Origin of the sequence: Vallitalea pronyensis, assembly GCF_018141445.1 — a bacterium.
GTDB lineage: Bacteria > Bacillota > Clostridia > Lachnospirales > Vallitaleaceae > Vallitalea > Vallitalea pronyensis.
Genome location: NZ_CP058649.1, coordinates 3747219 through 3772557, shown reverse-complemented (window position 1 = coordinate 3772557; position 25339 = coordinate 3747219). Strand labels below are relative to the sequence as shown.

Annotated in this window: 20 protein-coding genes; 17 read left to right on the top strand and 3 right to left on the bottom strand. The window is 36.9% G+C overall.

The features are described 5' to 3' along the window. The first annotated feature begins 2 nt into the window (after nt 1-2). From HZI73_RS15930 to HZI73_RS15875, 12 genes are all read left to right on the top strand, one after another. Nucleotides 3-1130 carry a succinate--CoA ligase subunit beta gene (locus HZI73_RS15930; RefSeq protein ID WP_212694370.1) on the top strand — a complete coding sequence of 376 codons (1128 nt, stop codon included), beginning with the start codon at nt 3-5 and terminating at the stop codon, nt 1128-1130. Next, nucleotides 1127-2011 (top strand): succinate--CoA ligase subunit alpha, encoded by an 885-nt coding sequence (sucD, locus tag HZI73_RS15925; protein ID WP_212694369.1) that lies wholly within the window; start codon nt 1127-1129, stop codon nt 2009-2011. The genes HZI73_RS15930 and sucD overlap by 4 nt, the downstream gene beginning before the upstream one ends. Before the next feature lie 49 nt (nt 2012-2060). Further along, entirely contained in the window at nt 2061-3515 is a 1455-nt protein-coding gene (locus tag HZI73_RS15920; RefSeq protein ID WP_212694368.1) for an SLC13 family permease, read from the top strand. A gap of 60 nt (nt 3516-3575) precedes the next feature. Next, complete coding sequence (locus tag HZI73_RS15915; protein ID WP_212694367.1) at nt 3576-4409, top strand: transketolase; 834 nt, start codon at nt 3576-3578, stop codon at nt 4407-4409. Nucleotide 4410: 1 nt separating this feature from the next. Then, nucleotides 4411-5385 carry a transketolase family protein gene (locus HZI73_RS15910; protein ID WP_212694366.1) on the top strand — a complete coding sequence of 325 codons (975 nt, stop codon included), beginning with the start codon at nt 4411-4413 and terminating at the stop codon, nt 5383-5385. Then, the gene (locus HZI73_RS15905; RefSeq protein WP_212694365.1) at nt 5382-5861 is read left to right on the top strand and encodes an RpiB/LacA/LacB family sugar-phosphate isomerase; all 480 of its coding nucleotides are present in this window, start codon (nt 5382-5384) and stop codon (nt 5859-5861) included. Before HZI73_RS15910 ends, HZI73_RS15905 begins: the two co-directional genes overlap by 4 nt. A gap of 421 nt (nt 5862-6282) precedes the next feature. Next, nucleotides 6283-7599 carry an L-fucose/L-arabinose isomerase family protein gene (locus HZI73_RS15900; protein WP_212694364.1) on the top strand — a complete coding sequence of 439 codons (1317 nt, stop codon included), beginning with the start codon at nt 6283-6285 and terminating at the stop codon, nt 7597-7599. Nucleotides 7600-7612: 13 nt separating this feature from the next. After that, nucleotides 7613-8287 carry a DUF4867 family protein gene (locus HZI73_RS15895; protein WP_246552184.1) on the top strand — a complete coding sequence of 225 codons (675 nt, stop codon included), beginning with the start codon at nt 7613-7615 and terminating at the stop codon, nt 8285-8287. 39 nt (nt 8288-8326) lie between these two features. Next, the gene (locus HZI73_RS15890) at nt 8327-9604 is read left to right on the top strand and encodes an ABC transporter substrate-binding protein (protein WP_212694363.1); all 1278 of its coding nucleotides are present in this window, start codon (nt 8327-8329) and stop codon (nt 9602-9604) included. Nucleotides 9605-9757: 153 nt separating this feature from the next. Beyond that, entirely contained in the window at nt 9758-10630 is an 873-nt protein-coding gene (locus HZI73_RS15885) for a carbohydrate ABC transporter permease (RefSeq protein ID WP_212694362.1), read from the top strand. A gap of 12 nt (nt 10631-10642) precedes the next feature. Next, complete coding sequence (locus HZI73_RS15880) at nt 10643-11458, top strand: carbohydrate ABC transporter permease (protein ID WP_212694361.1); 816 nt, start codon at nt 10643-10645, stop codon at nt 11456-11458. A gap of 30 nt (nt 11459-11488) precedes the next feature. Then, entirely contained in the window at nt 11489-13498 is a 2010-nt protein-coding gene (locus tag HZI73_RS15875; protein WP_212694360.1) for an alpha-glucosidase, read from the top strand. 77 nt (nt 13499-13575) lie between these two features. Here the strand turns inward: HZI73_RS15875 and HZI73_RS15870 are convergent, their stop codons facing one another. Then, nucleotides 13576-14400: an AraC family transcriptional regulator gene (locus tag HZI73_RS15870; RefSeq protein ID WP_212694359.1), complete on the bottom strand. Its 825-nt coding sequence runs from the start codon at nt 14398-14400 to the stop codon at nt 13576-13578. Between the two features lie 177 nt (nt 14401-14577). Between HZI73_RS15870 and HZI73_RS15865 the strand changes: the two genes are divergently transcribed. From HZI73_RS15865 to HZI73_RS15845, 5 genes are all read left to right on the top strand, one after another. Beyond that, on the top strand, nt 14578-15597 hold the full coding sequence (locus HZI73_RS15865) for a uroporphyrinogen decarboxylase family protein (RefSeq protein ID WP_212694358.1): 1020 nt from the start codon (nt 14578-14580) through the stop codon (nt 15595-15597). Nucleotides 15598-15776: 179 nt separating this feature from the next. Next, on the top strand, nt 15777-16208 hold the full coding sequence (locus HZI73_RS15860; RefSeq protein WP_212694357.1) for a SoxR reducing system RseC family protein: 432 nt from the start codon (nt 15777-15779) through the stop codon (nt 16206-16208). A 21-nt stretch (nt 16209-16229) separates the two neighbouring features. After that, entirely contained in the window at nt 16230-17117 is an 888-nt protein-coding gene (locus tag HZI73_RS15855; RefSeq protein WP_212694356.1) for a helix-turn-helix domain-containing protein, read from the top strand. A 162-nt stretch (nt 17118-17279) separates the two neighbouring features. Next, a complete protein-coding gene (locus tag HZI73_RS15850; protein WP_212694355.1) occupies nt 17280-18107 on the top strand; it encodes a nucleotidyltransferase domain-containing protein in 828 nt (275 codons plus the stop codon). A gap of 172 nt (nt 18108-18279) precedes the next feature. Continuing rightward, on the top strand, nt 18280-21402 hold the full coding sequence (locus tag HZI73_RS15845; protein WP_212694354.1) for an alpha-mannosidase: 3123 nt from the start codon (nt 18280-18282) through the stop codon (nt 21400-21402). Between the two features lie 409 nt (nt 21403-21811). Here HZI73_RS15845 and HZI73_RS15840 read toward each other — a convergent pair whose 3' ends face one another. After that, nucleotides 21812-23377 carry a response regulator transcription factor gene (locus HZI73_RS15840; protein WP_212694353.1) on the bottom strand — a complete coding sequence of 522 codons (1566 nt, stop codon included), beginning with the start codon at nt 23375-23377 and terminating at the stop codon, nt 21812-21814. Nucleotide 23378: 1 nt separating this feature from the next. After that, entirely contained in the window at nt 23379-25193 is a 1815-nt protein-coding gene (locus HZI73_RS15835; RefSeq protein ID WP_212694352.1) for a sensor histidine kinase, read from the bottom strand. Nucleotides 25194-25339: the final 146 nt, after the last annotated feature.

The window sequence follows — 25339 nt, the reverse complement described above, 5'->3', positions numbered from 1 at the left end:
AAATGAAATTATTTGAGTATCAGGCAAAAGCGTTATTTCAAGAAGTGGGTATTGGTATTCCTAAAAGTTATTTATTAGATGATGCTTCCCATATTGAGGCAGCCATTGAAAAAACAGGTACACCTTGTGTGCTCAAATCTCAAGTGTTAAAAGGTGGGAGAGGAAAAGCGGGGTTAATACAATTTGCAGATGGACTAGATGCCGCCAATGAAAAGGCTAACCTTCTATTTAAGTCACCTCATCATGTCAATCGTATTTTAGTAGAAGAAGCCATAGACATTCATAAGGAGTTATATGTATCCATTACAGTTGACCCAGTAGAGTCAAAAGTGTTAATCATGGCATGTCGTGAAGGTGGTGTTGATATAGAATCCATTGCCATCCATACACCGGATAAAATAATCATGGAAAAGGTAGATATCACATCAGGTATCCAGCCGTATCATTGCAGAAACATGGCCTATAGCCTAGGATTAGATGGCCAAACAGCTAAGCAAGTCATGGGTATGATAGAAAAACTGTACCATATTTTCAAAACGTATGATGCAGAATTAGTTGAGGTTAATCCTTTGTTTGTGACAAAGGATGGCCATTGTATAGCAGGTGATGGGAAAATAAGTCTCGATGATAACGCCATGTATCGTCAGAAAACATTTACGAAGACAAGAGATTATTTTGAGAGTGATATTGAATATGAAGCGGCACGGGAAGGTATACCCTATATTCAATTTGATGGCGATATAAGTCTTATGTGTGCAGGTGCAGGATTAACAACGACGGTATACGACTTGATTCATGACGAAGGTGGAACGGTTGCCAACTATTTAGAATTTGGTGGACCTAATTATAGAAAAGCAAAAGAAGCCATGGAACTGTGTTTAAGCAATCAGTCAAAAGTTATTTTGATAGTGACTTTTGGGACCATTGCACGAGCAGATGTTATGGCAAAAGGTGTGGTGGAAGCCATAAAAAAACTACAACCGGATAGACCTATCATAACCTGTATACGAGGTACCAATGAACAAGAGGCTGTCAAAATTTTATCCGACGCAGGGCTTGAATGTATATTTGATACAGAGGAAGCGGTTAGAAAGGCTGTTGCTATTGCAGAGGGGAGGGCATTATCATGAGTATTTTTATTGACAAAGGTACAAAAATATTGGTACAGGGTATTACGGGAAAAGAAGGCAGCTATTGGACGAAGCATATGAAGGCCATGGGTACATGTATTGTAGCAGGTGTTACCCCTTCCAAAGAGGGCCAGTTGGTGGAGGATATTCCTGTTTATCATACGGTTCGAAAAGCTGTCGCACGACATGATATTGAAGCTTCCATGTTATTTGTTCCTCCAAGATTTACAAAGGATGCGGTTCTAGAAGCCTTAGATGCAGGTATTAAAAAAATCGTCACTGTGGCTGATGGCATTCCATTGCATGATACCCTTGAAATAAGGCAAAGGGCCAAGGAAGCATCAGCTTATGTGATAGGAGGAAATACTTCAGGGGTCATATCACCTGGAAAAGCCATGATGGGATTCTTTCCATATTGGATTGAACGAGTATATAAACCTGGCCGTATAGGGATCATGACACGTAGTGGTTCACTAACCAATGAAGTCACATCCATGGTTGTATCAGCTGGGTTTGGCGTATCAACACTTATGGGAATAGGAGGTGACCCGGTACCAGGAACAAGGTTTGTTGAAATGCTCCCTTTCTATGAGGCAGACCACGAAACGGATGCTGTGGTGATCATTGGTGAACTAGGGGGAACCATGGAAGAAGAGGTTGCAACGGCAATTAAACTAGGGGTATTAACGAAGCCGCTAGTGGCTTTCCTTGGTGGTAGAACAGCTCCAAAAGGTAAAAAAATGGGTCATGCAGGTGCTATTATTACAGGAGGTAAGGGTTCTGTTGAAAGTAAAACCAAAGCCCTTGAAGATGCTGGTGCATTTGTTGCAAAAAGACCTCGACAAGTAGGAAGCATATTACAAAACATATTGATGCAGTAGTTTAGAAAGTGTCAATGAAGATAGATTCTAACAGGGGGATTGCAATAACATGAAAGAAAGTTTAGTTGTGAAAAAAAACATCTTGTACATAGTACTGGCACTTCTAATAGCATTGATTTTTATGAACATAACCATACCTGAATCCATGGCACATGTAGGTGATGCAACCTTAACTAAAGCTGGCCAAACGGCTATGGCTGTGCTGTTATTTGCTCTTGTTTTATGGATGACGGAAGCCCTTCCATTTCATATTACAGGACTGTTGGGTATAGCCATGATGGCGTTATTTAAGGTTGATACATTTAAGGTTATTGTAAAATCGGGATTTGGCAACGATATCATAATCTTTTTTATAGGGGTATTGATTCTATCAGCGTACATTACAAGGTCGGGATTAGGAAAAAGAATTTCAATGTTTATCCTATCTAAGACAGGTAATCATACATACTTTATTATCCTTGGTTTTCTGATGGTTGGTGTCATATTATCCATGTGGATTACGAACATGGCTGTTGCGGCCATGTTAATGCCACTTGGTAGAAGTATCTTAGAAGAAGAAAAAGTAACGCCCTTAAAAAGCAATTTTGGTAAGGCATTAATGATTGCTTGTGCTTGGGGCTCTATTGTAGGGGGTATTGGTACACCGGCAGGAGCTGGTCCTAATCCTCTTGCTGTAGGATTCTTAAGGGAGATGGCAGGTATTCATGTGAGTTTTATGGATTGGATGATTTTTGGAATACCTTCTGCATTTTTACTTTTATTACCCACTTGGGGTATAATACTACTTTTTTTTAAGCCGGAAATGAAAAGATTATCCAAGAGTAAAGAACAATTAAAAGATGAGTATCAGGCACTTCCCAAAATGGATAGGGAGGAAAAGATTACCGTTACTATTTTTGTATTAACGGCTGTGCTATGGGTTACCTCATCATTGTTTGAAAAATGGTTAGGTATGAGTATTCCTATCTCCATGCCTGTCTTGATAACGTCCGCTTTATTTTTCTTTCCTGGTGTATCAAAAATCAAGTGGAAAGATATTGAACCGGATATATCATGGAGTGGTATTATTCTTGTTGTGTCTGGCATATCCCTTGGCATGATGCTCTATAATTCTGGAGCTGCACAGTGGCTCTCTGTGGTACTTCTTGGAAATATAGGCAGTGTGCATCCTTTTATTCAGATTCTGGCAATTGTGTTTATCATTTCCATGCTGAAAATCGTTTTTTCAAGTAACACTGTTACAGCAACAATCATTATACCCATTATGATTGCCCTGGCAGAAAGCTTGGGTATAAACCCATTAGCCATGGCACTACCAGCAGCGTTAACATCGTCCTTGGCCTTTATTTTGGTGACATCCACACCAACCAATGTCATACCTTATTCAGCAGGCTATTTTTCCATCAAAGACATGGCAAAGGCAGGTGTTGTGTTAACCATTATTTCCACCATTATTATTGCAACATCAATTTATGTCATTGGTAGATTTGTTCAAATTTATTAAGAGCTTATGGAAATGAGGATAATTGTTTTTTAGTTATTATTTGATAGGAAGGTGATTTACATGAATCAAGAAAAAATTAAAGCACTCGAAGAACATGCAAAAACGTTAAGAAAATTAACCATTGAAATGATTGGTGAATTGGGAGTAGGCCATATTGGTGGATGTCTTTCCATATGCGACGTCCTTTCGGTACTATATTTTGATGTAATGGCCATTGATCCAAAGCATCCTAGGTGGCAAGAAAGAGATCGTTTTATACTATCTAAAGGTCATGGTGGACCAGCGCTATATGCTGCTTTAGCACATAAGGGATATTTCGACAAAGACTTGCTTCATACCCTTAATCGCTCCAATACCAACCTGCCAAGTCATTGTGATATGATTCGAACCACAGGTATCGATATGACGGCAGGCTCTCTAGGACAGGGGTTTTCTGCGGCTATTGGCATGGCACTAGGTGCTAGGATGGACCATCATTCATGCTATATCTATACGCTTATTGGCGATGGCGAAAGCCAAGAAGGTCAAATCTGGGAGGCAGCCATGCTTGCTGGTAGTAAAAAGTTAGATCATGTCATCGCTTTTACGGATTATAACCAAATGCAGATTGATGGCTATACCCATGATATTAATTCATTGGAACCCATGGATAAAAAATGGGAGGCTTTTGGATGGCATGTTCAGGTGATTGATGGTCACAACATTCCAGAAATAATAAACGCTATAGAAAAGGCAAAAGATCAACAAGAGAAGCCTTCCATGATTATACTAAAAACCATCAAAGGTAAAGGAGCTTATTTTGCAGAAGGCAAAGTGGGTTCTCATAATATGCCCGTATCTGAGGAAGAGTGGAAAAAAGCTATAGCGATGTTGGATGAAAAGGAGGTTGTTTAATATGTCTTTAGAATCAAGGGAAATGAGAGAAGTATATACAGAGCAGTTAATGGATTTGGCAGAAAAAGATGAACGCATTGTTTTGGTTGAAGCAGATTTGATGCGAGCTGCTAAGTCCTTGACTTTTCAAGAGAGGTTTCCTGAAAGAACCGTTGATGTAGGGGTGGCAGAAGCCAATATGGTTGGTGTTGCAGCTGGCTTGTCCGCTTTTGGTAAAATCCCATTTACCCATTCCTTTACATCTTTTGCTACAAGACGATGCTTTGACCAGATTACAATTTCTGTTGCTTATGCAGGGTTGAATGTGAAAATCATGGGTAGTGATCCTGGTGTTGCAGCAGAGCTTAATGGTGGCACACATATGAGTTTTGAAGATGTAGGTATTATGCGTAACATACCAGACATGGTTATATTTGAACCTGTGGATAATGAGCAACTAACACAGGCAATGCCTTATATAGTGAAACATATTGGTCCTGTATATATACGATTATTTAGGAAGAAAACAGAAAAAATATTTGATGAGGGTTATACATTTAATTGGTGTAAAGCAGATACCCTCCAAGAAGGAAGTGATGCAACCATCATTGCTACGGGGTTAATGGTTAAAAATGCCTTGTTAGCGGCTAAAAACCTTGAAGCAGAAGGAATAAGGGTCCGAGTTCTCAATATCCATACCGTTAAGCCTATTGATCAGCATGCAATCATAAAAGCTGCTGAAGAAACGGGTGCTATTGTAACGGCTGAAAATCATAATATCATTAATGGTCTAGGTAGTGCCGTAGCAGAAGTATTGATTGAAAACCATCCAGTACCCATGAAACGAATTGGTGTAAGGGATCACTTTGGAGAAGTGGGGAAAATGGATTTTCTCATGGAAAAATATCAGATGACGCCAGAAGCTATTGCAGAAGCAGTGAAAGACGTTTTACAAATGAAACATAAATATCAACAAACAAGGAGGCACATATCATGAAAAAAATTGTTATAGGGGCAGATAAGTCTGGATTTCCATTAAAAGAAGAAGTGAAAACCTATTTGGTGTCTTTAGGCTATGATGTGGAAGATGTGGGTATGCAAACCAGTGAAGATTTTCGAGCTTATTATGAAGTTGCTCCAGAAGTGGCAAAAAGAATACAATCGGGCTCTTATGAAAAAGGCATTCTTTTTTGCGGAACAGGTATGGGCATGAATATCATTGCCAATAAGTTTAAAGGGGTCTATGCAGCAGTTGTTGAAGGCAGTTATTCAGCAAAAATGTGTTCAGTGATTAATCAAGCCAATGTGCTTACCATGGGTGGATGGCTCATAGCACCTCAACAAGCAATGGATATGGTAGATAGGTGGTTACATACAGGTTTTACGGAAGGATTAGAACATAAACACGACTTTTTAAGTAACGCCTTCAAAACCGTTCAAAAAATAGAAGATGAAAATTTCAAGTCCCTATAATGGTGGTATTTCGACTAATTTATCAATAGGTTTAATTAATAAGAATGGGAGCCGTTATCTTATGTAAGGAAAATCGAATAAGTCAAAGAAAGCTGTATTAGTATCTTTACATGTTATCCTTTTTTTATAAATCATAAATGATAAAGAGCCACATCCGTTAGGAAGGGGAATGATATATTTAAGTGACATAGGTGAAGTTGTAAAATATGTCAAGAAAATGGCAAATAAAACAAGTTATCTGTGTAAATCCACCATGAAAACAAATAACTAAAAATAATTATTAGGTAAAATATAAAATATTGGTTGACATGAAAGGACATACATTATAGAATATAACTAGACAAATAATTAAAAGATTTAACTAATTGGTTATAAAATAGAATTTATGCCTGTACCGAGTAAAAATACAAGAGGTGATGACTTGAAACAATTCATTAAACTAGGTGTTCTTTGTTTGGCTCGTAAGACCTTTGATCATCGAGCAGCTTTGGACATTTATCAGAAACGAAAAGAAGAATTAAAAGCAATTGCGGATGTGGAATGGGTGATTTGTGAACCGTTGGTTATTGAGGTTGAAGATGCAGAGGTAGCTGCGAATCAACTGGATTCATCACAAGTGGATGGTGTTATCATCATTAGTGGCACGTTTCATTTAGGACATTTAGCTCTTACTATCGATAAGATCGTTGCAAAGCCCATACTCCTATGGGCGTTTAATGAACTGCCTTATGATGGTGGAAAGATTCGATTGAATGCAGTATGTGGTCTGAATCTGAATGCTTCTAACTTATACAAATCAGGAAACGATACCTATCATACCATCATTGGTGATTCTGTTGACCATGATTGGATTGATGCAATTCGAATAAAAGCGGCAGTAGAACATGCACGGTTAGGTTTGCTGGGACACCATGCCCATGGCTTTTTTAACTTAGGTATTGATGAGTTAAGGCTATTCAAGGATTTAGGTATTTTAATAGACCAATATCCCTTAGCCGCCATTTGGGATAGGAAGGTATCGGATACAACCATCAACCAATGTTTAGAGGATATAAAGGAACAATTTGATGTGTCAACCTTATCAAAAGATACATTAGAAAAAGTAGCTAGGTTAACTGGGTCGATGAAAGATTTTGTTGATGAACATAAACTAACAGGACTGGCGATACGATGTTGGCCAGAGTTTGCTGAAAGATATGGCATATCACCTTGTGCAGCCATGTCGGTTCTACAATCACAGGGATACATATTGGGGTGTGAAGGTGATGTAGAAGGGACTTTAACCATGATTGCAGCAAAAGCAATTGGTGCACAAACGCCTTTTTTAGCAGATTTATCACAAGTGAACGTTGAAGAAAACTATGCCCTTATGTGGCATTGCGGTGTAGCACCTTGTAACCTTTGGGATGGTTCATGCAACTGTAGTCTTGATACGTATTTTGCTGGTGGGAAAGGGGTTACAGCTGATTTTGTACTGAAAGCAGGTCCTATTAATTGTTTCCGTATGGATTCCGCAAGAGGTAAAACACGTGTTTATATGGCTGCTGGAGAAGCATTACATATGGAAAAATTATTAAGAGGTACTTATGCTAAAGTAAGATTTGAGAAGCACATTGAACAGGCATTGAATCAAGTCATTGATACGGGTGTTGCACACCATGTGGTCATGGTTTATGGTGAATTTCGCAAACCCTTTGACATTTATTCTAAGATCATGGGATTTGAAACAATAAAATAATGGGTGGTGTATCATGTACCAGACGATCAAGAATAAGAACCAGCATATCCGTATGATGCATGTTACCCAGTCAAGTGTAAGGCCGTATGGTCGGATGATAACAGGTTATGATTTTTCAGAACTCATTGATTACATGCATCTGAAAACGGCTATACCACAAGAAGGTAACAGGTATTTACCTGCCATACAAGAAATGGAACATACTGCTCTTTTTGAACATTTAATGCATGGATATTATGGGGGGATGCCTATTCAAATAGGGTATTGTAATGGCCAAAATACACAGCTTAATGGTTTAGAATACCATAAAGGACGAGAAATTGTTCTAGCCATTACGGATTTGGTGTTATTACTGGGCCATGTTCAAGACATAAAAGAGAAGCAATATCATTCTGAAAATGTCGTAGGCGTATTTGTGCCAAAAGAAACGGCTATAGAGCTCTACGCAACGACATTACATTTTGCACCTTGTAAAGTACATAAAAAAGGGTTCAAAAGCAGTATTATTTTACCAGAAGGAACCAACAGTCCAATCAATTATAATGGAGGTGTGCATACTTATGAAGAAGGGTTGCTTTTTAAAAAAAATAAGTGGCTGCTGGTTCATTCAGAGAACACGAAGTTGATGAGACAAGACGCATATGTAGGCATAATAGGTGAGAACACAAGAGTCAACTATGTCAGTTAAATAAATGACAGTATATAAATTTAAGGAGGAGATTTTTAAATGAAAAAGATTACGGGTTTATTACTTATTTGTTTGCTTGTTTTAACCATGCTGTCAGCATGTGGAACAAAAGAAAAGGACACATCAAAGACTGGGGCTGAAAGCTCAGAAAAACCAGTAACCATCAGTTTTGTCCATTGGCGTGGAGAAGATAAGGAAGCTTTTGATGACATCATTGCAAAGTTCAATGAAAAATACCCACATATCACCGTGGAACAAACCATATATCCTTCTGAGCAATATCAATCAACAGCCCATACAATTCTGCAAGATGGTGAAGCGGGGGACGTGTTTACATCCTTCCCTGGCGCTCAATTCAATACCATTAGAAAAGCAGACTTATTTGAAGATTTATCTTCGTATGGTTTTGTGAAAAAGTTTAATGAAGCTCTCATTACGTCAGGTATTGATAATGGTGTCCAATATGCTGTAGCCTTCCAATTGGTTTACAACCAACCTGTATACAATAAAAAAGCCTTTGAAAAAGCAGGGGTGGATTTTGAAGAAACCATGAAAGATTGGGACAGTTGGATAGGAGCTTGTGAGAAATTAAAGGCTGCAGGTTACGTTCCTATTGCATTTCCTGGAGGCGATATCGGTCCTGGACAATTCATGAACAGTTTGATGATGAATCTAGAACCTGATGAGGCAATATGGGGACGTGTATTAACTGGAGAAGCTAAGATAACCGATGATTGGTGGGTACAGACATTAGAACGGTTTAATGAATTAAATGAAAAAGGCTATTTTAATGCAAGTGCTAATTCATTAAAACACCAAGATGGTATTAACATGGTAGCAAGTGAAGAAGCAGCCATGCTGGCAACAGGTTCTTATGCTATATCGGGTATTCTATCCAAGAATCCAGATTTAGAATTAGGTATTATCTCACCAAATCCAGCTTCTGAAAGTGAAAAAGTCTGGGATGGTATACATAACGCAACATTCTTAATAGGTATTAATCAACGATCGTCCAAAAAGGATGCAGCAGAGAAGTTTATTGATTTCTTAACCGATAAAGAAAATGCAAGCGAATATGCTAAAGCGTCAGGTCAACAGTTAACACTAAAAGATGTGGATTATTCTTCAAAAGAGTTAAAAGAAATAGGTGAGGTGTGGGGGCCTCGAACAACACGTACACAACCTCGTTTCTTTATAACGGACCAAGACGTTCAAAATGCTGTCATTGCATCCATTCAAGATGTTATAGGGGGAACGGAACCTCAAAAAGCGGCTCAAAAGGCGCAAAAATTAATTGATGAAATTCTAAGCAGATAGTTTAAAAATTAAGGGCTGTCTTATGCAAATGTACAAACAGTCATTAGCGTGATATTGACGTGTATGAGACAGCCCCTTCTAAACAGAATCAGTTACGTTACAATTTCGTTCTATTGAGCTAGACATTAATGTGAATTTTGAGGAGGGATTTTTATGAGGGTAAACAGAAAAATATGGCTTTTCTTAATTCCTGCCTTAGCTATATATGGTTTCTTCTACTTATACCCTACGGTATTATCATTGTTTTACTCGCTGACAGATTGGGACGGTATTTCACCTACGTACGAATTTGTTGGTATAAAAAACTTTATTAATCTATGGACAAAAGATACTATTTTTGTTAAGTCACTCACGAATAATATTAAATTTAGTTTGTCAGCTACCATTCTACAATTCGTTGTGTCCTTGTTTTTAGCCATACTTTTAGTCAAAAATACGAAAACCAATGTTTTTTTAAGAGCACTTTACTTTTTTCCAGCCATATTAGCCTCTGTGTCTGTTGGTTTTATATGGAGTTTTCTATATGCGCCTCAAAGTGGACCCATTGACCAAGTGTTAAAAAGTGTCGGGTTAGGGTGGCTCATAAGAGATTGGCTGGGCGATCAAAGCTTCGCTATATATTCTATTGCTATTGTTAAAGCTTGGTTCCATGTCGGTCAAATGATTGTCATTTTTGTAGCAGGTTTACAAGCGATTCCTTCTCAGTTTTTTGAGGTTGCTAAAATAGAAGGAGCCTCACGTCTGCAAACATTTAAACAAGTCACTTGGCCTTTAATTGCACCGGCGTCAACCATTGTTGTTGCTTATACGACGATTCAGACGTTTAAAGCCTTTGACCTTATTTATACCATGACACGAGGGGGTCCAAATTATGCGACGGAGATTATAGCCACCAATATCTATAATGTGGCTTTTAGAAGTTATAAATTTGGTTATGCCGCTGCTCAATCCATCATGTTCTTGGTCATCATCGGCGCTATCACTTTTATGCAGTTTAGAATTGTGAATCGCTATGACGTACAATAGGGGGGAGAAGAAATGAAGCAAAAGATACTTAAAAATATGATATTAATCATGTATGGTTTAGGCATTATTTTACCGATCTCCATTGTTGTGCTAGCAACCTTTAAAGACGCAGCTGAATTGTATCAAAATATTGGAGGGTTACCTAAAAGTTTTAATTTGGATAATTATATCACCATCTTTATAGAAGATAATTTCTTAATCTATTTTCTTAATAGTATTCAGACAACACTTTCTTCTGTTTTTTTTACATTACTTTTTGGAAGTTTTGCTGCTTATTTTGTTATCAGGTCCAATAAAATTATAGGGGGAATTATTTTTGCATTATTTACTGCTGGTTTAATGATGCCTCCTCAAGTAAACATGATTCCTCTCTATAATCTGATCACGGACTTAGGCCTAAAAAATAAATTAACAGGCTTGGTCATAGTGAATATAGCAGCAACATTACCAGTGGTGGTGCTTATACTAACAGGATTTATGCGCTCTATCCATCGGGATTTATTTGCAGCTGCCAAAGTAGATGGTGCAAGTGAATGGAAAATCTATTCTAGGATTGTCATGCCGCTATCGCTACCATCTTTATCAGCAGCAGGTATATTTTTATTTGTAATTCACTGGAACGACTTATTATATCCACTATTATTTATCACGAAGAAAAGTAAAAAGACTATCACGTTGGCATTACTAGATTTCCAAGGACAATACATTATCGATTATCAAATGTTATTTACAGGGGTTGTGATAGCGTCTCTTCCAATGGTACTGATGTATGTGTTCTTCCAAAGGTACTTTGTTGCTGGTATGTCTGCTGGCGCTGTAAAGGGCTAGTCAATTGAAAAGTTTATGTGGGGGTGTCATATGAAAATTGTAGAAAAGAATAAAGGTTTTGAGCTATACTTACAAAAGAAATGTTTAATGAAACATACGATTGACAAGTGTGCCATCTATGTAGGTTATGGTGAAGAACGTATGGCCATGTATCGAGGTAACTTTAAGGTTGAGGATTATGTTATTGAGCGTACACCCTTAAAGTATTACCACATCCATAACAATCACATTACATTTAGGCGATATGAAGGTGATTCTTGTGGTGCTTTAACGTTATCGTTAATAGAGAAAGACAATCGTTTATCTATCTATTTTATTGAGTGTGAAGCACCGATTAATCGTATTTGGATTCGGTTACATGCTGACAAAGAGGAGAAAGTATATGGTTGTGGTGAACAGATGTCCTACTTTAATTTACGAGGCAGGCATTTTCCACTATGGACATCAGAACCAGGTGTGGGGCGTGATAAATCAACTTATGTGACCTGGTTGGCAGATACACGAGACAAGGCAGGTGGCGATTATTATACGACTAATTATCCAGAGCCCACTTTTATATCAACTAAGAAATATTGGTGTCATGTTGAGACAACAGCCTATGCAGATTTTAATTTTCAATATGATGATTTTCATGAATTACAGGTTTGGGATATACCCAAATCCATTATTTTTGAAACGGGAAAGACGTATTTAGAGCTTACGGAGAAGTTTACGGATTATGCAGGGCGGTTACCCAAGTTACCTAACTGGACAAGGGATGGCGTCATATTAGGTGTCCAAGGGGGAACGGATCAAGTTTCCACATATCTCGATCAAGCCTTAGAAAGCGGTATCAAGGTCAGCGGTTTATGGTGTCAAGATTGGGAAGGGATTAATATAACCTCTTTTGGAAAACGGTTGAGATGGAATTGGGAATGGGACCCAAAACGTTATCCTGGATTGGATAAATTCATTATTACATTAAAAGAAAAGGGTATTCGAGTGATGGGTTACATCAATCCATATGTGGTTAATGATGGTGGGTTGTATGCCTATGCTAAGGAAAAAGGCTATTTGGCTACCAGACCTAATGGGGATATATATGATGTGGACTTTGGCGAATTTTATTGTGGTATTGTTGATTTCACGTATCCAGATGCTTTTGAATGGTACAAAGATGTGATTAAGAAAAATTTGATTGACCTTGGTTTAGGCGGTTGGATGGCAGATTTTGGCGAATATCTGCCCATTGATTGCTGCTTAAAGAACGGTGTTCCCGCTATGCTTATGCATAACGCTTGGCCTGCGTTATGGGCAAAGTGTAATTATGAAGCCATTGAGGAATCGGGTAAAATAGGTGAAGTGTTCTACTTTATGCGTGCAGGAGGGCATGGTTTACAGAGGTATTGTACCGCATTGTGGGCAGGGGATCAGTCTGTTGATTGGTCGTTACATGATGGTTTAGCATCGGTTCTGCCAGCTGCTTTGTCCTCAGGTATTTTAGGGAACCCATATCATCATAGTGACATTGGAGGCTATACCAGTTTACATGGAAATATCAGAACGAAAGAGTTGTTTCAGCGCTGGACAGAGATGGCGGTGTTCACATCCTTGATGCGTACCCATGAAGGCAATCGGCCAGAACAAAACTTTCAATATTATGATGATGATGAAACCATCAAACATTTAGCTAAGATGACAGCTATCCATGTGGCATTAAAGCCCTATATTGACGATTTAATGGATGAAGCGGTGACGAAAGGGTTACCTCTCCAGAGACCACTTTTTATGCACTATGAAAGGGATAAGAAAGTGTATGATATCCAATATGCTTATTTATTTGGCAAGGATATACTGGTTGCTCCTGTCTATGAACCGAATATAACAGAGTGGTCTGTTTATCTGCCAGAGGATGATTGGATACATTTTTGGACGGGATCCGATTACAAAGGCGGTGACCATGTTATAGACGCCCCCATTGGTTTTCCTCCTGTTTTTTATCGAAAAAAATCCCAGTATGCTCAGTTGTTTAAGATGGTGGCTAATCATAATCGTTTTTAAGAGCACTTGGCCAAATAGGAAGCGGTCCATATGCTTTTGTACGGGTTAAAATTATACAGTTTGTACCAATTATGCTATTAGCTGAGTTGTAACTTACGATATAGAGATGGAGAATAGCTGGTATGGGTTTTAAATATCTCAGAAAAATAGTTTTGTGATGAAAAGCCAAGTTGTGTACTGACCTCTTTAATGGTTAAATCCGTACATGTTAATAAGGTTTTTGCCATGGACATCTTCTGGTTAATGATATATTGATGTGGCGTAATATGGAAGTACCGTTTAAATAATTCAATAAAATAGTTCGTACTAAAACCTGCAATATCAGCTAATTCCTTAATAGAAAGGGGATTGCTGATATTTTTTTCGATATAGGCGATGATATGATGCATATCATTGGTTAATTGGTTGTTTTTTAAACTGATTGTGTCCACATGATGATGGGTATAGCAGTGTATAAGTTCTAATAATTTACTTTGGTACAATAAACGGTTACCAATTGCCTTATCACGAAAAGCCGTTAACATGGTTTGAAAAAGATTAACCGATAGGTCCATATTGGAACAGGCTACATGGTTGGGCATATGAATAAAATCGTATAAACGGCTGCCACTTAAAAGGGCAGAAAAATGACACCAGTATTTCGTTGCAGTGGAACATTGGTGGGTATGGAAAGACTGTATGTGCCCACCTGGAATATAGTACAGTTCGCCAGCTTGTGCAACAAATTCTGTGGTGTCGTATTGAATCCAAATCTGACCATCCAATACAAGGCCGATACTGTCATATTCAAAATATGATTGATGACTGTACCAAGAATGGTCACATAATGTATGACCTACATTTTTTAATTCAATTTCCAAATGGTCAAATATTTGATTATAAATGCTGATTTGATTATCCATAAGCTAATCCCCAATTTCCGTTTACATATAGGTACAGTATAAGTCGTTTTCTATGCTTCGTCAATGTTTCGTTGGTATTACTGGATTTTGTTTAAGTATCCCATGATTTTTCCTATAGGATTAGAAGTCATTGGGTTGTATACTAAGTATAAACATACATTTATTGGAGGAGATACCATGACAGGTAAAGAGCGTATTAGGGCAACCTTTAATCGAGAAAAGGTCGATAGAAATCCTTTTTGGAAGGGCAACCCTACACATGAGGTTGAAGTGACGCTTTGTGAGCATTTTGGCATACCCACAGGGGATAGTGTGGCATTAAGTGAACAGTTAGGCGATGATTTTGTTTGGCTGCCAGCAGGGGGATTTTGGAAGCATCCAGAGGGGAAAGGCATGTTTAGTGATATCTTTGGTAAGCGGGAAACCTTGAGTGAAGGGGGAACCTATGCAGATATTACCTTAGAAAATGTGGATGCATTACCTTGGCCAGACCCAGCGTATATTGATGTAGACGGGTACATACGTTTTATACAGAAAGCCAATGATAAAGGTTTTGCTGTTTTTGGCGGTATGTGGTCACCTTTTTTTCATCTTGTAGCAGACTTTTTTGGTATGGAAGATTATTTCATTAAGATGTATACGGAACCTGAATTGGTTGAAGCAGTGACCCATAAGTTTGTTGATTTTTACTTAGAAACCAATAGGCGAATCTTTGAAGGATGTCAAGGTAAGGATGTTTTATATGGCTTCTTCTTTGGTAATGATTTTGGAAGTCAGTTAGATACCCTGATTAGTCCTCAGTTATTTAGAAAGTTTGTTCTACCTAGTTTTAAAAACCTGGTGCAGCTTGCAAAAAGTTATGATTTAAAAGTGATGCTTCATTCCTGTGGTGCTATTTCAAAGGTTATCCCTGATTTAATAGAAACAGGTATGGATGCCTTACATCCTCTTCAAGCTAAGGCACAAGGGATGTCTGCAGAAGAATTGGTACAGTATAAAGATGACATTATCTTTGTTGGAGGCGTAGATACGCAGGTGTTACTACCCAATGGTTCACCTGAGGACATTATAGAAGAAGTAGAACGTTTAAAAGGTATATTTGGTGATGGTTTTGTCATCTCACCCAGCCATGAGGCGTTGCAGAGTGATGTACCCCTTGAGAATATATTTGCTTTACAAAAAGCGGCAACAGAATAGAATAGGTTTCAAAAAAAATCCATGGACTTATAGTACACATTTTGATACTATAAAGAAGTGGATTTTATTTTGTTACAAAAAGTGACATAACAGATCTGCCACCATCATTTTGTGGCATGATACCATGATGAGAGAAGCTTATTATAGGAACGAAATATATAGATAAGAAGGTGAGCCATATGCCAGAGATAGGTATTGTAACCAAACAATCCGGTGAATATGTAACCGTGAAACTGGAGAGACAAGAAGCCTGTGCCAAATGTCGAGCTTGTACGGCAGGACTTACGTCGAAAGATATGATAGTGGAAGCAGAGAATCGGTGTCAAGCCAAAGTAGGGGATGCTGTTGCCATATCACTGGAACAGAGTAATTTTTTGCAAGCAGTATTTATCATGTATACCATTCCTCTTATTTTTTTATTTGTTGGGCTGGGAATAGGATATGGTATAGGACATGCGCTACAACTGGGTAATACCGAACTCCTTGCTATTGTCTGTGGCTTTGTTTTATTAACCGCAGCTTATTTTCTAATACGAGCAAATGAAGAAAAATGGAGAAGTAAGAAGTTTCGTCCTGTAGCGGAAACAGTTGTTCATGAGAAAGAGCTATAAGACCATAAAGGGGAGAGATCCATGGAAGTAGATCGAGGAAAAGCATCTCATAAATTATCCCAATTGGACCTAAAATTCAGTAGTGGCTCCTACGATATCGAAATGTACTGGTTTCGTGTCATGACTGTGGAACAAGATTGGTACATTGGACGTCATACCCATTCGGCATATGAATTTCACTTTGTTGCAGAAGGTATGTCAGCTGTTAAAACAGATATGGATACATTCATGGTAGAACAAGGTCAATTCTACGTGACGAAGCCAGGAGAATATCATGAACAGGTCAATATCCAAGGAAAGCAGTATGTGGAATACTGCATGCATTGTCAGATTACGCTGAATCAAACGGCAAGTACAGAGGATGCGTTACTCTTTAAGATTTTAAATGACAGCTTATGCAAAGCATACAATGATCGTAATGGCATTATAAAACTATTTGAAGAAGTCTTAGCAAGTGCTTATTATGAAAACATTGGTTATTATGGTCAGATTCAACGTTACATTTTATTAATCATTACAAAAGCAATCCAAGTTATGAGTGAAGGCAAACAATTTGATTATGCCGTGCCCCTAAAACATAAAAAAGGTGACTATCGTTTTGAACTCATGAGTCAATACATTAAGGATAATATTAGCAGCCCAATGATGATTAAGCACGTAGCTGACTACATGTATCTCAGTGAAAAACAGATAAGCCGTATTATTAAGAAGAAAACAGGTTTATCAGCTAAGCAATACATTAACCAGATTAAGCTGAAAAAAGCAAAGGAATTGTTAAAAGACACGGACATGCTAATGAAAGAAATAGCTGAACAATTAGGTTTTTCAAGTGAGTATTATTTTAACCAGTTCTTTAAAAGGGAAGAGGGGTTTCCTCCAGGTTTTTTTAGAATGAACACATCCTTTTAAGAATGTCCTAAAATCATAAAATTAAGTCTAGTAAACACATTTTAATAGCAGCATTTTGCTTCTATAATGAACGTATTCAAGCCATGATAATACGTCATCTAGTTGTCAAATGCTGTTTTTTGTTGGGTAATTATTAAGCAGGTTGTTAAGGGGAGTGTAAACATGAATGAAATAAGTAAGGAGCTTCTGGAGGAAGCTAAGTATTATTGTCATGAATTATCAAAACATGATGTTTTGAAAAGGTATTGGCATGCACTCAGTCTAATTTTAAAAGGCAGTACTGCTAGAGGTACAGCTGATGCCTATTCGGATATTGACCTTGTATTTTTCTGTTCCAAAGATGTAAAAGAGAAGATTATTAAAGCTTATTATGAAGCAGAGCTCATTGACCGGCAAGATGGTGTCTTCTTGCCATTGCCGGATTGGATCGGGCATTATCATATGGAGAGTTATGGGAAGCTTAGGTCTTATTTTGAAGAAAAAAACTATGAGGAAGTATGGGAGTATACCCATGTTAAGGTATTGCATGATGCACATGGTCAGTTTGCGTCCATTGTAAATGAGCATACACGTGAGCCAATAGTGACTCTTGAGGATATTAAAAGACAGTATATAAATCTACAGCTTGATCTGGATTGGATGCGGCATCCTCTAAAACGTGGTGATGAAATGAGTGTTTATGTTTTTGGTGGCAGACTTCTTAAAAAAATATGCCAAGCATACTATCTCTTGGATGAAGAAGCTTATCCTAATGATAAGTGGTTATTTTATCATTTGCAGGACACATCGTTAGGAAAAAAACAGAAGGATAGCGTATTATCTTTTAGTAAAACCATATTGGATAAAGATAAAACCATTCCATGTGGGCTGGAATTAACAGAATATCATCAGTACACCTCAGCAGAAGCCCTCATTCAAGATATAGCCCAGTGTATTAAGGAGAAGTACGGTAACCATCCTTGGTTGGACGAATGGTATCTCTACGTCTAGCGGGATAGGTGGATGTCTGAAAATCTTAAAAAAAGGTCTGTTCTAGCTATTTTAATGATGGACTTGACGTTCTATAATAGAAGTGATTTGGGAGTATGAATTAAAAGTATACAGGAAGCAAATAATTAAAAAGACGTATAACTAAAAATAGAGTTGCAGAGGGAGGTCAATTATGTTTTTTGAGATCGAAAGAATAACCAAATTAACATCCGAATTAAAGAAGTTAAAATATGTAAAGAAACACCCATTAGCGACCATTCAAATGAAAGAGGGTTTCTACACAGAGCCTACAGAAGCGGAACAAGGAGATGCGCCTTGGATGGCATATCATCAAGATGACCGCTGGGGTGGAACAGATAAGTATGCTTGGTTTAGAGGTGAATTCACCGTTACAGAAGAATTTGCTAATAAAAAACTAGTCTATCGGGTAACAACAGGTAAAGAAGGTGAATGGGATGCGAAAAACGTTCAGTTCCTTGCGTTTGTTAATGGAAAGATTAGACAAGGACTTGACGTCAATCACCTTGAGATTGAATTAACACGGGACGCTAAGCTAGGTGAGACATTCGTTGTGGATATACAGGGTTATAGTGGTACGGAAGGTGGCTTATCAGAATGTCGCAATACCGTATGTATTCTCGATGATGCCATAGAAAAGCTGTTTTATGATATCTATGTACCACTAGAAGTCATTAAAATGCTGCCTAAAGAAGATAAGAACCGTATTGATACGATTAAGTTTTTAACGCAAGCCATTAATCTGATTGACTTGAGACAGCCTTATAGTTCAGATTTTTATAAAAGCATCTTAGCGTCCATTCAATACTTAGAAGAAAAATTCTATGATGAATTCTGTGATAAAAATAGTGTGGTGACTAAGTGTGTGGGTCATACACATATTGATGTAGCTTGGTTATGGGACCTTGATCAAACGCGCTTGAAGGTTCAAAGAAGTTTTTCCACTGTTCTTGAATTGATGCATCAATATGATGATTACATCTTCATGTCAAGTCAGCCCCAATTGTATAAATTCTTAAAAGAAGACCGCCCAGAACTTTATGAACAAATTAAAGAGCGTATAAAAGAAGGCCGTTGGGAGCCTGAAGGTGCTATGTGGGTAGAAGCTGATTGTAATCTAAGTTCTGGTGAATCCCTTGTACGTCAAGTGCTCTATGGCAAACAGTTTTTTAGAAATGAATTCGGTGTGGAAAATAGAATTCTCTGGTTACCGGATGTATTTGGTTATAGTGCAGCATTACCTCAGATTCTGAAGAAGTCTTCCGTAGATTATTTTATGACGACGAAGATCAGTTGGAATGAGTATAATAAATTACCATATGATACCTTTGAATGGGAAGGTCTGGATGGTACCAAGATTTTAACACATTTTATTACAACAGCTAATTTTGATGATCTGCCAGAACGATTCTTTACAACATATAACGGTTACATCGATGCGAAGTCTGTAAAAGGTGCTTGGGAAAGATACCAACAAAAAGATTTGAGTGATGAAGTCTTGATCAGTTATGGTCATGGTGATGGCGGTGGTGGTCCTACTAAGGAAATGTTAGAGATTTCTAAGCGTCTAGAAAAAGGTATTAAAGGGTGTCCAGTTGTTAAATTAACGACAGCTACGGATTTCTTCGAAACATTGGATAAGAATGTGTCGGATAATCCGAAGTTACCTAGCTGGGTAGGGGAGCTTTATTTTGAATACCATCGTGGGACACTAACCAGTATGGCAAGAAATAAGCGATATAATAGAAAATCAGAGTTTTTATACGAAAATGTTGAATGGTTATCTTCCGTGGCTAAAGCCGTTGATGGATTAGACTATCCAAAAGAAGCCATTGACTATGGTTGGGAAATCATTTGTCTCAATCAATTCCATGATATTATTCCAGGGTCATCCATTAAGAAAGTATACGATGATTCCAAGGAGCAATATGAAGACATTATAGAAAAAGGAAACGCCATAAAAGACCAGGCCATTGAAGCCATTGTAAAACATATTCAAGTTGAGGAAGAATCCGTCATTATCTTCAATCCTCTTTCCTTTGAAAGACAAGATTATATAACATTTGCTTATGAGGAAGCTGTTACCGTTTATGATGGTAATATGCCACTACCTACGGTTTATGCAGATGGTCAGGTTACTTTCTATGGTACAGTCCCAGCAAAAGGCTATAAAACCTTTGCACTTAAGGCTGAGGAAAAAGCGATGGATAGCGATATAATTGCTACAGCCGATCATCTGGAGAACGCATTTTTTGATATCCGTTTGGATGAAAAAGGTCATATTGTATCCTTAATGGACAAACGCGTTAATCGTCAAGTGTTAAAAGAAGGTGAAAGAGCTAATGTGCTTCAGGCATTTGAAGATAAACCTCATAACTGGGACGCATGGGATATTAACATCTATTATCAAGAGAAAATGTGGGAAATAGATGATGTTCAAAAAATAGAAGTTGTGGCACATGATGCATTAAAAGCCACATTGGTTATGGAAAGAAAATTCTTAGAGTCAACCATAACACAATACATGACCATCTATAAGGACTCAGCACGTATTGATTTTGATACAACCATTGATTGGAAAGAAAAGCATATCCTTGTGAAAGCTGCTTTCCCAGTAGATATTCATACAAACAAAGCAACTTATGATATTCAATTTGGTAATGTGGAACGTCCAACCCATTGGAATACAAGCTGGGATACGGCTAAATTTGAGGTATGTGGACATAAGTGGGCAGACCTATCAGAAGATGGTTATGGTGTCAGCTTGATGAACGATTGTAAGTACGGTTATGATATCAAAGATTCTCAGATGCGTTTAACCTTATTAAAATCACCTACTGAGCCTAATGAAGATGCAGACCGTGAAGTACATCAGTTCACCTATGCATTATACCCACATCTTGGGGATTTCAAGGTTGGGCAAACCGTATCCGAGGCTTACAAGTTAAATGTACCTGTTTATCCTGTAATGGCTAAGAAAAATACTGGAAAACTTCCAAAAGACTTATCTTTTATACATGTTAATCAAGAAAATGTTATGGCAGAAGTGGTGAAGCAAAATGAAACATCAGAGGATATAATTATACGTGTACACGAGTGTTACAATCGCCGTTCAGATGTGACCATGTCTTTATTTGGTAAGATTGCTGAGGTTGTTGAATGTGACCTTGAAGAACGAAAAGTATTGGATGACCAAGTTGTCTTTAATGAAGGCAATATACAATTCCAAATCAAACCTTTTGAAATTAAGACATTTAAAATCAAATTAAAATCATAATAGCATCAATGACAAAACATATATCTTACTCTCTCTGAGGGTATAGATATATGTTTTTTTATGGGAATAATTAGAAGAGATACCGTACTTCATTCCTAGTTTGGGTATTAGAATAAAACAGATTATATCGCATAGCTCATCCTAATAAAAGAATATATATAATTTTCACATCATTTCTAAAGAAAATCAAGTAGATATTATAGATAAAATGTATTACCATTAATTTATAGATAAGGGTAAGTATAACAACAGAAGGAATCTATTTAACATTGTAATCTCGACCTAAACGATTGTAAGCTGTACCATTAACCCCTTCCCAACAATAACTCGCATGCATGTTATATGCTTAACCCTTATGCATCAATTAAGGGTTGTTATGCAAGAAGCTTCTACATAACAACCCCATCCGTTAAACTTTTATGGTTTTATAATCAGTTGGTGACATGCCTGCGTATTTTTTAAAGATTCTGTAGAAATAATTAGGATCCACATAGCCTACTTTCTTAGCTATTTGAGCAGTTTTTAAGTTTGTCTCCAATAAAAATTCTTTAGCCTTTTCAACACGGTAATTGTTGAGATAATTGGGGAAGGACACACCCGTTTCTTTTTTAAACAATTGTCCCAAGTAAGTGGTATTGATATTGAATTGATAGCTTAAGGTTTTTAAGGACAGTTCTTCATTATAATTGTTATGGGTATACTTCAGTATTTGATAGACAACAGGGCTCGTGTGTGTTTCTTTTTCATTTAATTTATCAATAATATACATAAATAGATCTTTTAAAGTTTCATTCAACGTGTTGAGATCATTAATCTTGTGTATTTCTGCTAGTGATTTTGAATGGCGATTAATGATATCGCTTTGAAAGAGTATGGATTGGCTGCTCATGGATTTATACAAGTTTAGCAGTATTTCTACCACAACCATTTTTAAGTGATCCGGCGTGATACCACTTATGGTAACTACTTCTTCAAAGAGTTCATCGATGTAGTTAAATAAGCGTTCTTTATTTCTAGATGCAAGAGAAGAAGCAATCAAATTATGGTCAATGGTAATCAAATTATCCACATTAAGGTTTTGTTCGTCAATCATGGCTGTATGCAAAACTTTTTCATTGGGGTAGATTAAAAAATACTCAAATAGTTTCTTTGCTTTTTGGTAACTCATGGATAATTCTTTATAAGATAATACATCAGGACCCAGAGTAATATGAGCTTTTACATTAAGGGATTGAATATTATTATAAATCTCTGTCAGTAAGTTCATAATATAGGGATTTCGTTCAGGGGATGCTTCTTGGGTAAAAATTAACACAAAATTTCCATCCATGTCTTCAAAGGACATGATGTCTGTATCTGATTTTATGTAATTATAACAGATATTGTAGATTTGAGAAACTTGCGTATGGATGGTATCATCCAACTTAATATTAATAATGGCAACACTATAACAAGAGCTGTCCGTGATAATATCCAGTAATTCAGAACGATTGAGTAGTTCTTCTGATGTGATGGCGTCATTGACCCATCTGGATAAAATATTACCTCTTAATATGTGCCATTCACTGTTATCCGGTGAAAAAATGACCTTAGATGTGGAAGAGTCAAGTTTGCTGACCGTGTCTTTTAATGTAGCTGTTAATTCTTCCGTGTTCACAGGTTTGGTTAAATAATTCTCGATACCAAGTTTAATGCCTTGCTTAACATATTCAAAATCATTATAGCCACTTAGTATCAAACATTTACATGTTGGATTAAGCTCTTTTGCTTGGGATATCAGCTCTAATCCTTGCATTTTTGGCATTTTAATATCACTGATAAGAATATCCACATGGGTATGCTTCATGAAAGCTAGTGCATCTTCACCATTATAAGCTTTACCGACAACGACTAGATTAAGTTTTGCCCAATCAATTAATATTTCAAGCCCATCAACAATAAAAGGTTCGTCATCAACTAATAACACATTATACATTTTATAAATCTCCTTTCTTTCGAGCAGGTATGCGGATGGTTACTTTTGTCCCAATATTTTCTTTGGATGTTATGTTGAGACCATAAGCATCACCGTATACAATGCGTAACCGTTCGTGAACATTAAAAATACCGATGCTATAGGGTTCAATCTTATTGTTAAGTGCAGAGTTAATATCCATCAGTCTATGAGCTTCAATCCCACAACCGTTATCTTCAATCTCTATAAAAATATCGTCATGATCAAAGCGACCACTTATAGTAATGGTGTTGTTCGTAGCATTTAAATCAATCCCATGTACAATATAATTTTCAATAATGGGTTGAAGGGATAGACTGACAATACTATAGGACAACATGGCTTCTTCAATATTAAAGGTAACAGAAAGTTTGTCGTTATACCTTATTTGAAACAGTTTTAAGTAAAGTTTACAATGGTCAATTTCTTTCTCAATGGTGGTGATGGTTTCTGTTTTAAGAGAATTTCTAAAAAAAGTTGCAAGAATATAGATCATTTCACTTACATCTAAGGCACCTCTTACAGCGGCTCTCATCCGAATAGACTCCAGTGTATTGTATAAAAAATGAGGATTTATTTGCGCTTGAAGTGATTTTAATTCAGCGCTTTTTTGCTTGACCTGATACACATATACTTTTTCAATGTAGTCATCTAGATCATCACACATACGGTTGAAGTTATTGGCTATTTCTGTTAATTCATCCTTTTTATTTTTGGTCTGGATTCTTACAGATAAATCGCCTTTTCTTACTTTTTTTATAGCTGAAGTGATGTTATGAAGTCGGCTGGAGTAAGATGCCGTAAATAAAATGGATAAACCAATGATAGCCAGTATGCAAATACACGTAACAAAGACGATTAATAAAATGGTTTGCCTCACATCATTGCCAATAATGGATTTAGGGATGAGTCCAAGAATAATCATATTGGACTCATTATGTTTAAGGGATTTAACATAAGTAGTTTTATCTAATTCTGTGTAATCATACGTGGTATTTGCTAAAGTAGGATCTATGTCATGTTGATAATGGGTGGTAGACTGGAAAACAACATGATTGTCAGTGGTCATGATCACAACATGACCTGGGTCTACAGTTGAAGACTTTTGCAAAAAAAAGTTGTAAGCATTACGTATACTACTGTTACTATAGTTAATGATGAGCTTTCCTATAGGTTTTAAAGAAATATCGTTTTTAATGGTGACAATAATACTAAATGAATTCGAAAGATCATCATCAAGAGCTAAATCTGTTGTAAAGATAGGTTTATTTGTCCCCGAGTAGTCATTGAGTTTTGATTCATAATTTTGGAAGGCAGATGTGTAGCTGCTATGATATTTCATTTTAGCATTTTTGTCGAAAGAATAAATAAAACCTTCAGTAGGGCTATAAAAGACGAGACTGTTTATATCTCGGTCTTGCAAAAAGGTTGTCGTCATATAATCTTTAAGCCTTGTGAAGAGAGATACGTTTCTATCAAGATAACTATCAAGAGAATAGGTATAGAAGTCTGGGAAACCCATGTTTAAAAAAGCAAAAATGGAATCTTTATATGATCGATTACCCAGTAAATTTGGTAAAATATTTTGTGCGTTACTGTACTTGGTATTTAATGTATAATTCATTTCGTCCATTAACCGTGTATTGGAATTAATCACTTGTTTTGTTCGGTTATCATGTATGATATAAGTAGCTAAACTGGATAAGGCAGTTAGAAAAATGATGGTTGTTAAAGAGTAAAAAATGATTATTTTTTTAAACAATTGATTTTTTATATTTTTAAACCAGGTTATCATCATAATCCTTCCCATCTTGGTAAACTCAAAACATAAAATGATAATTATATTATAGTCGTTAATGACATAGAAGTCTATATCTAATAGATAGGATAACCAATTCGTACAAAAAAATATAAAAATATTTTAGTAAATATAAATAATTTATA

Excerpts from the sequence above, each read along its gene's own strand:
- HZI73_RS15915 (WP_212694367.1), top strand. The coding sequence starts at position 3,576 with ATGAATCAAGAAAAAATTAAAGCACTCGAAGAACATGCAAAAACGTTA.
- HZI73_RS15875 (WP_212694360.1), top strand. The coding sequence starts at position 11,489 with ATGAAAATTGTAGAAAAGAATAAAGGTTTTGAGCTATACTTACAAAAG.
- HZI73_RS15895 (WP_246552184.1), top strand. The coding sequence starts at position 7,613 with ATGTACCAGACGATCAAGAATAAGAACCAGCATATCCGTATGATGCAT.
- HZI73_RS15860 (WP_212694357.1), top strand. The coding sequence starts at position 15,777 with ATGCCAGAGATAGGTATTGTAACCAAACAATCCGGTGAATATGTAACC.
- HZI73_RS15855 (WP_212694356.1), top strand. The coding sequence starts at position 16,230 with ATGGAAGTAGATCGAGGAAAAGCATCTCATAAATTATCCCAATTGGAC.
- HZI73_RS15880 (WP_212694361.1), top strand. The coding sequence starts at position 10,643 with ATGAAGCAAAAGATACTTAAAAATATGATATTAATCATGTATGGTTTA.
- HZI73_RS15840 (WP_212694353.1), bottom strand. The coding sequence starts at position 23,377 with ATGTATAATGTGTTATTAGTTGATGACGAACCTTTTATTGTTGATGGG.
- HZI73_RS15850 (WP_212694355.1), top strand. The coding sequence starts at position 17,280 with ATGAATGAAATAAGTAAGGAGCTTCTGGAGGAAGCTAAGTATTATTGT.
- HZI73_RS15835 (WP_212694352.1), bottom strand. The coding sequence starts at position 25,193 with ATGATGATAACCTGGTTTAAAAATATAAAAAATCAATTGTTTAAAAAA.
- HZI73_RS15920 (WP_212694368.1), top strand. The coding sequence starts at position 2,061 with ATGAAAGAAAGTTTAGTTGTGAAAAAAAACATCTTGTACATAGTACTG.
- HZI73_RS15870 (WP_212694359.1), bottom strand. The coding sequence starts at position 14,400 with ATGGATAATCAAATCAGCATTTATAATCAAATATTTGACCATTTGGAA.
- HZI73_RS15890 (WP_212694363.1), top strand. The coding sequence starts at position 8,327 with ATGAAAAAGATTACGGGTTTATTACTTATTTGTTTGCTTGTTTTAACC.
- HZI73_RS15910 (WP_212694366.1), top strand. The coding sequence starts at position 4,411 with ATGTCTTTAGAATCAAGGGAAATGAGAGAAGTATATACAGAGCAGTTA.
- HZI73_RS15845 (WP_212694354.1), top strand. The coding sequence starts at position 18,280 with ATGTTTTTTGAGATCGAAAGAATAACCAAATTAACATCCGAATTAAAG.
- HZI73_RS15865 (WP_212694358.1), top strand. The coding sequence starts at position 14,578 with ATGACAGGTAAAGAGCGTATTAGGGCAACCTTTAATCGAGAAAAGGTC.
- HZI73_RS15930 (WP_212694370.1), top strand. The coding sequence starts at position 3 with ATGAAATTATTTGAGTATCAGGCAAAAGCGTTATTTCAAGAAGTGGGT.
- HZI73_RS15905 (WP_212694365.1), top strand. The coding sequence starts at position 5,382 with ATGAAAAAAATTGTTATAGGGGCAGATAAGTCTGGATTTCCATTAAAA.
- sucD (WP_212694369.1), top strand. The coding sequence starts at position 1,127 with ATGAGTATTTTTATTGACAAAGGTACAAAAATATTGGTACAGGGTATT.
- HZI73_RS15885 (WP_212694362.1), top strand. The coding sequence starts at position 9,758 with ATGAGGGTAAACAGAAAAATATGGCTTTTCTTAATTCCTGCCTTAGCT.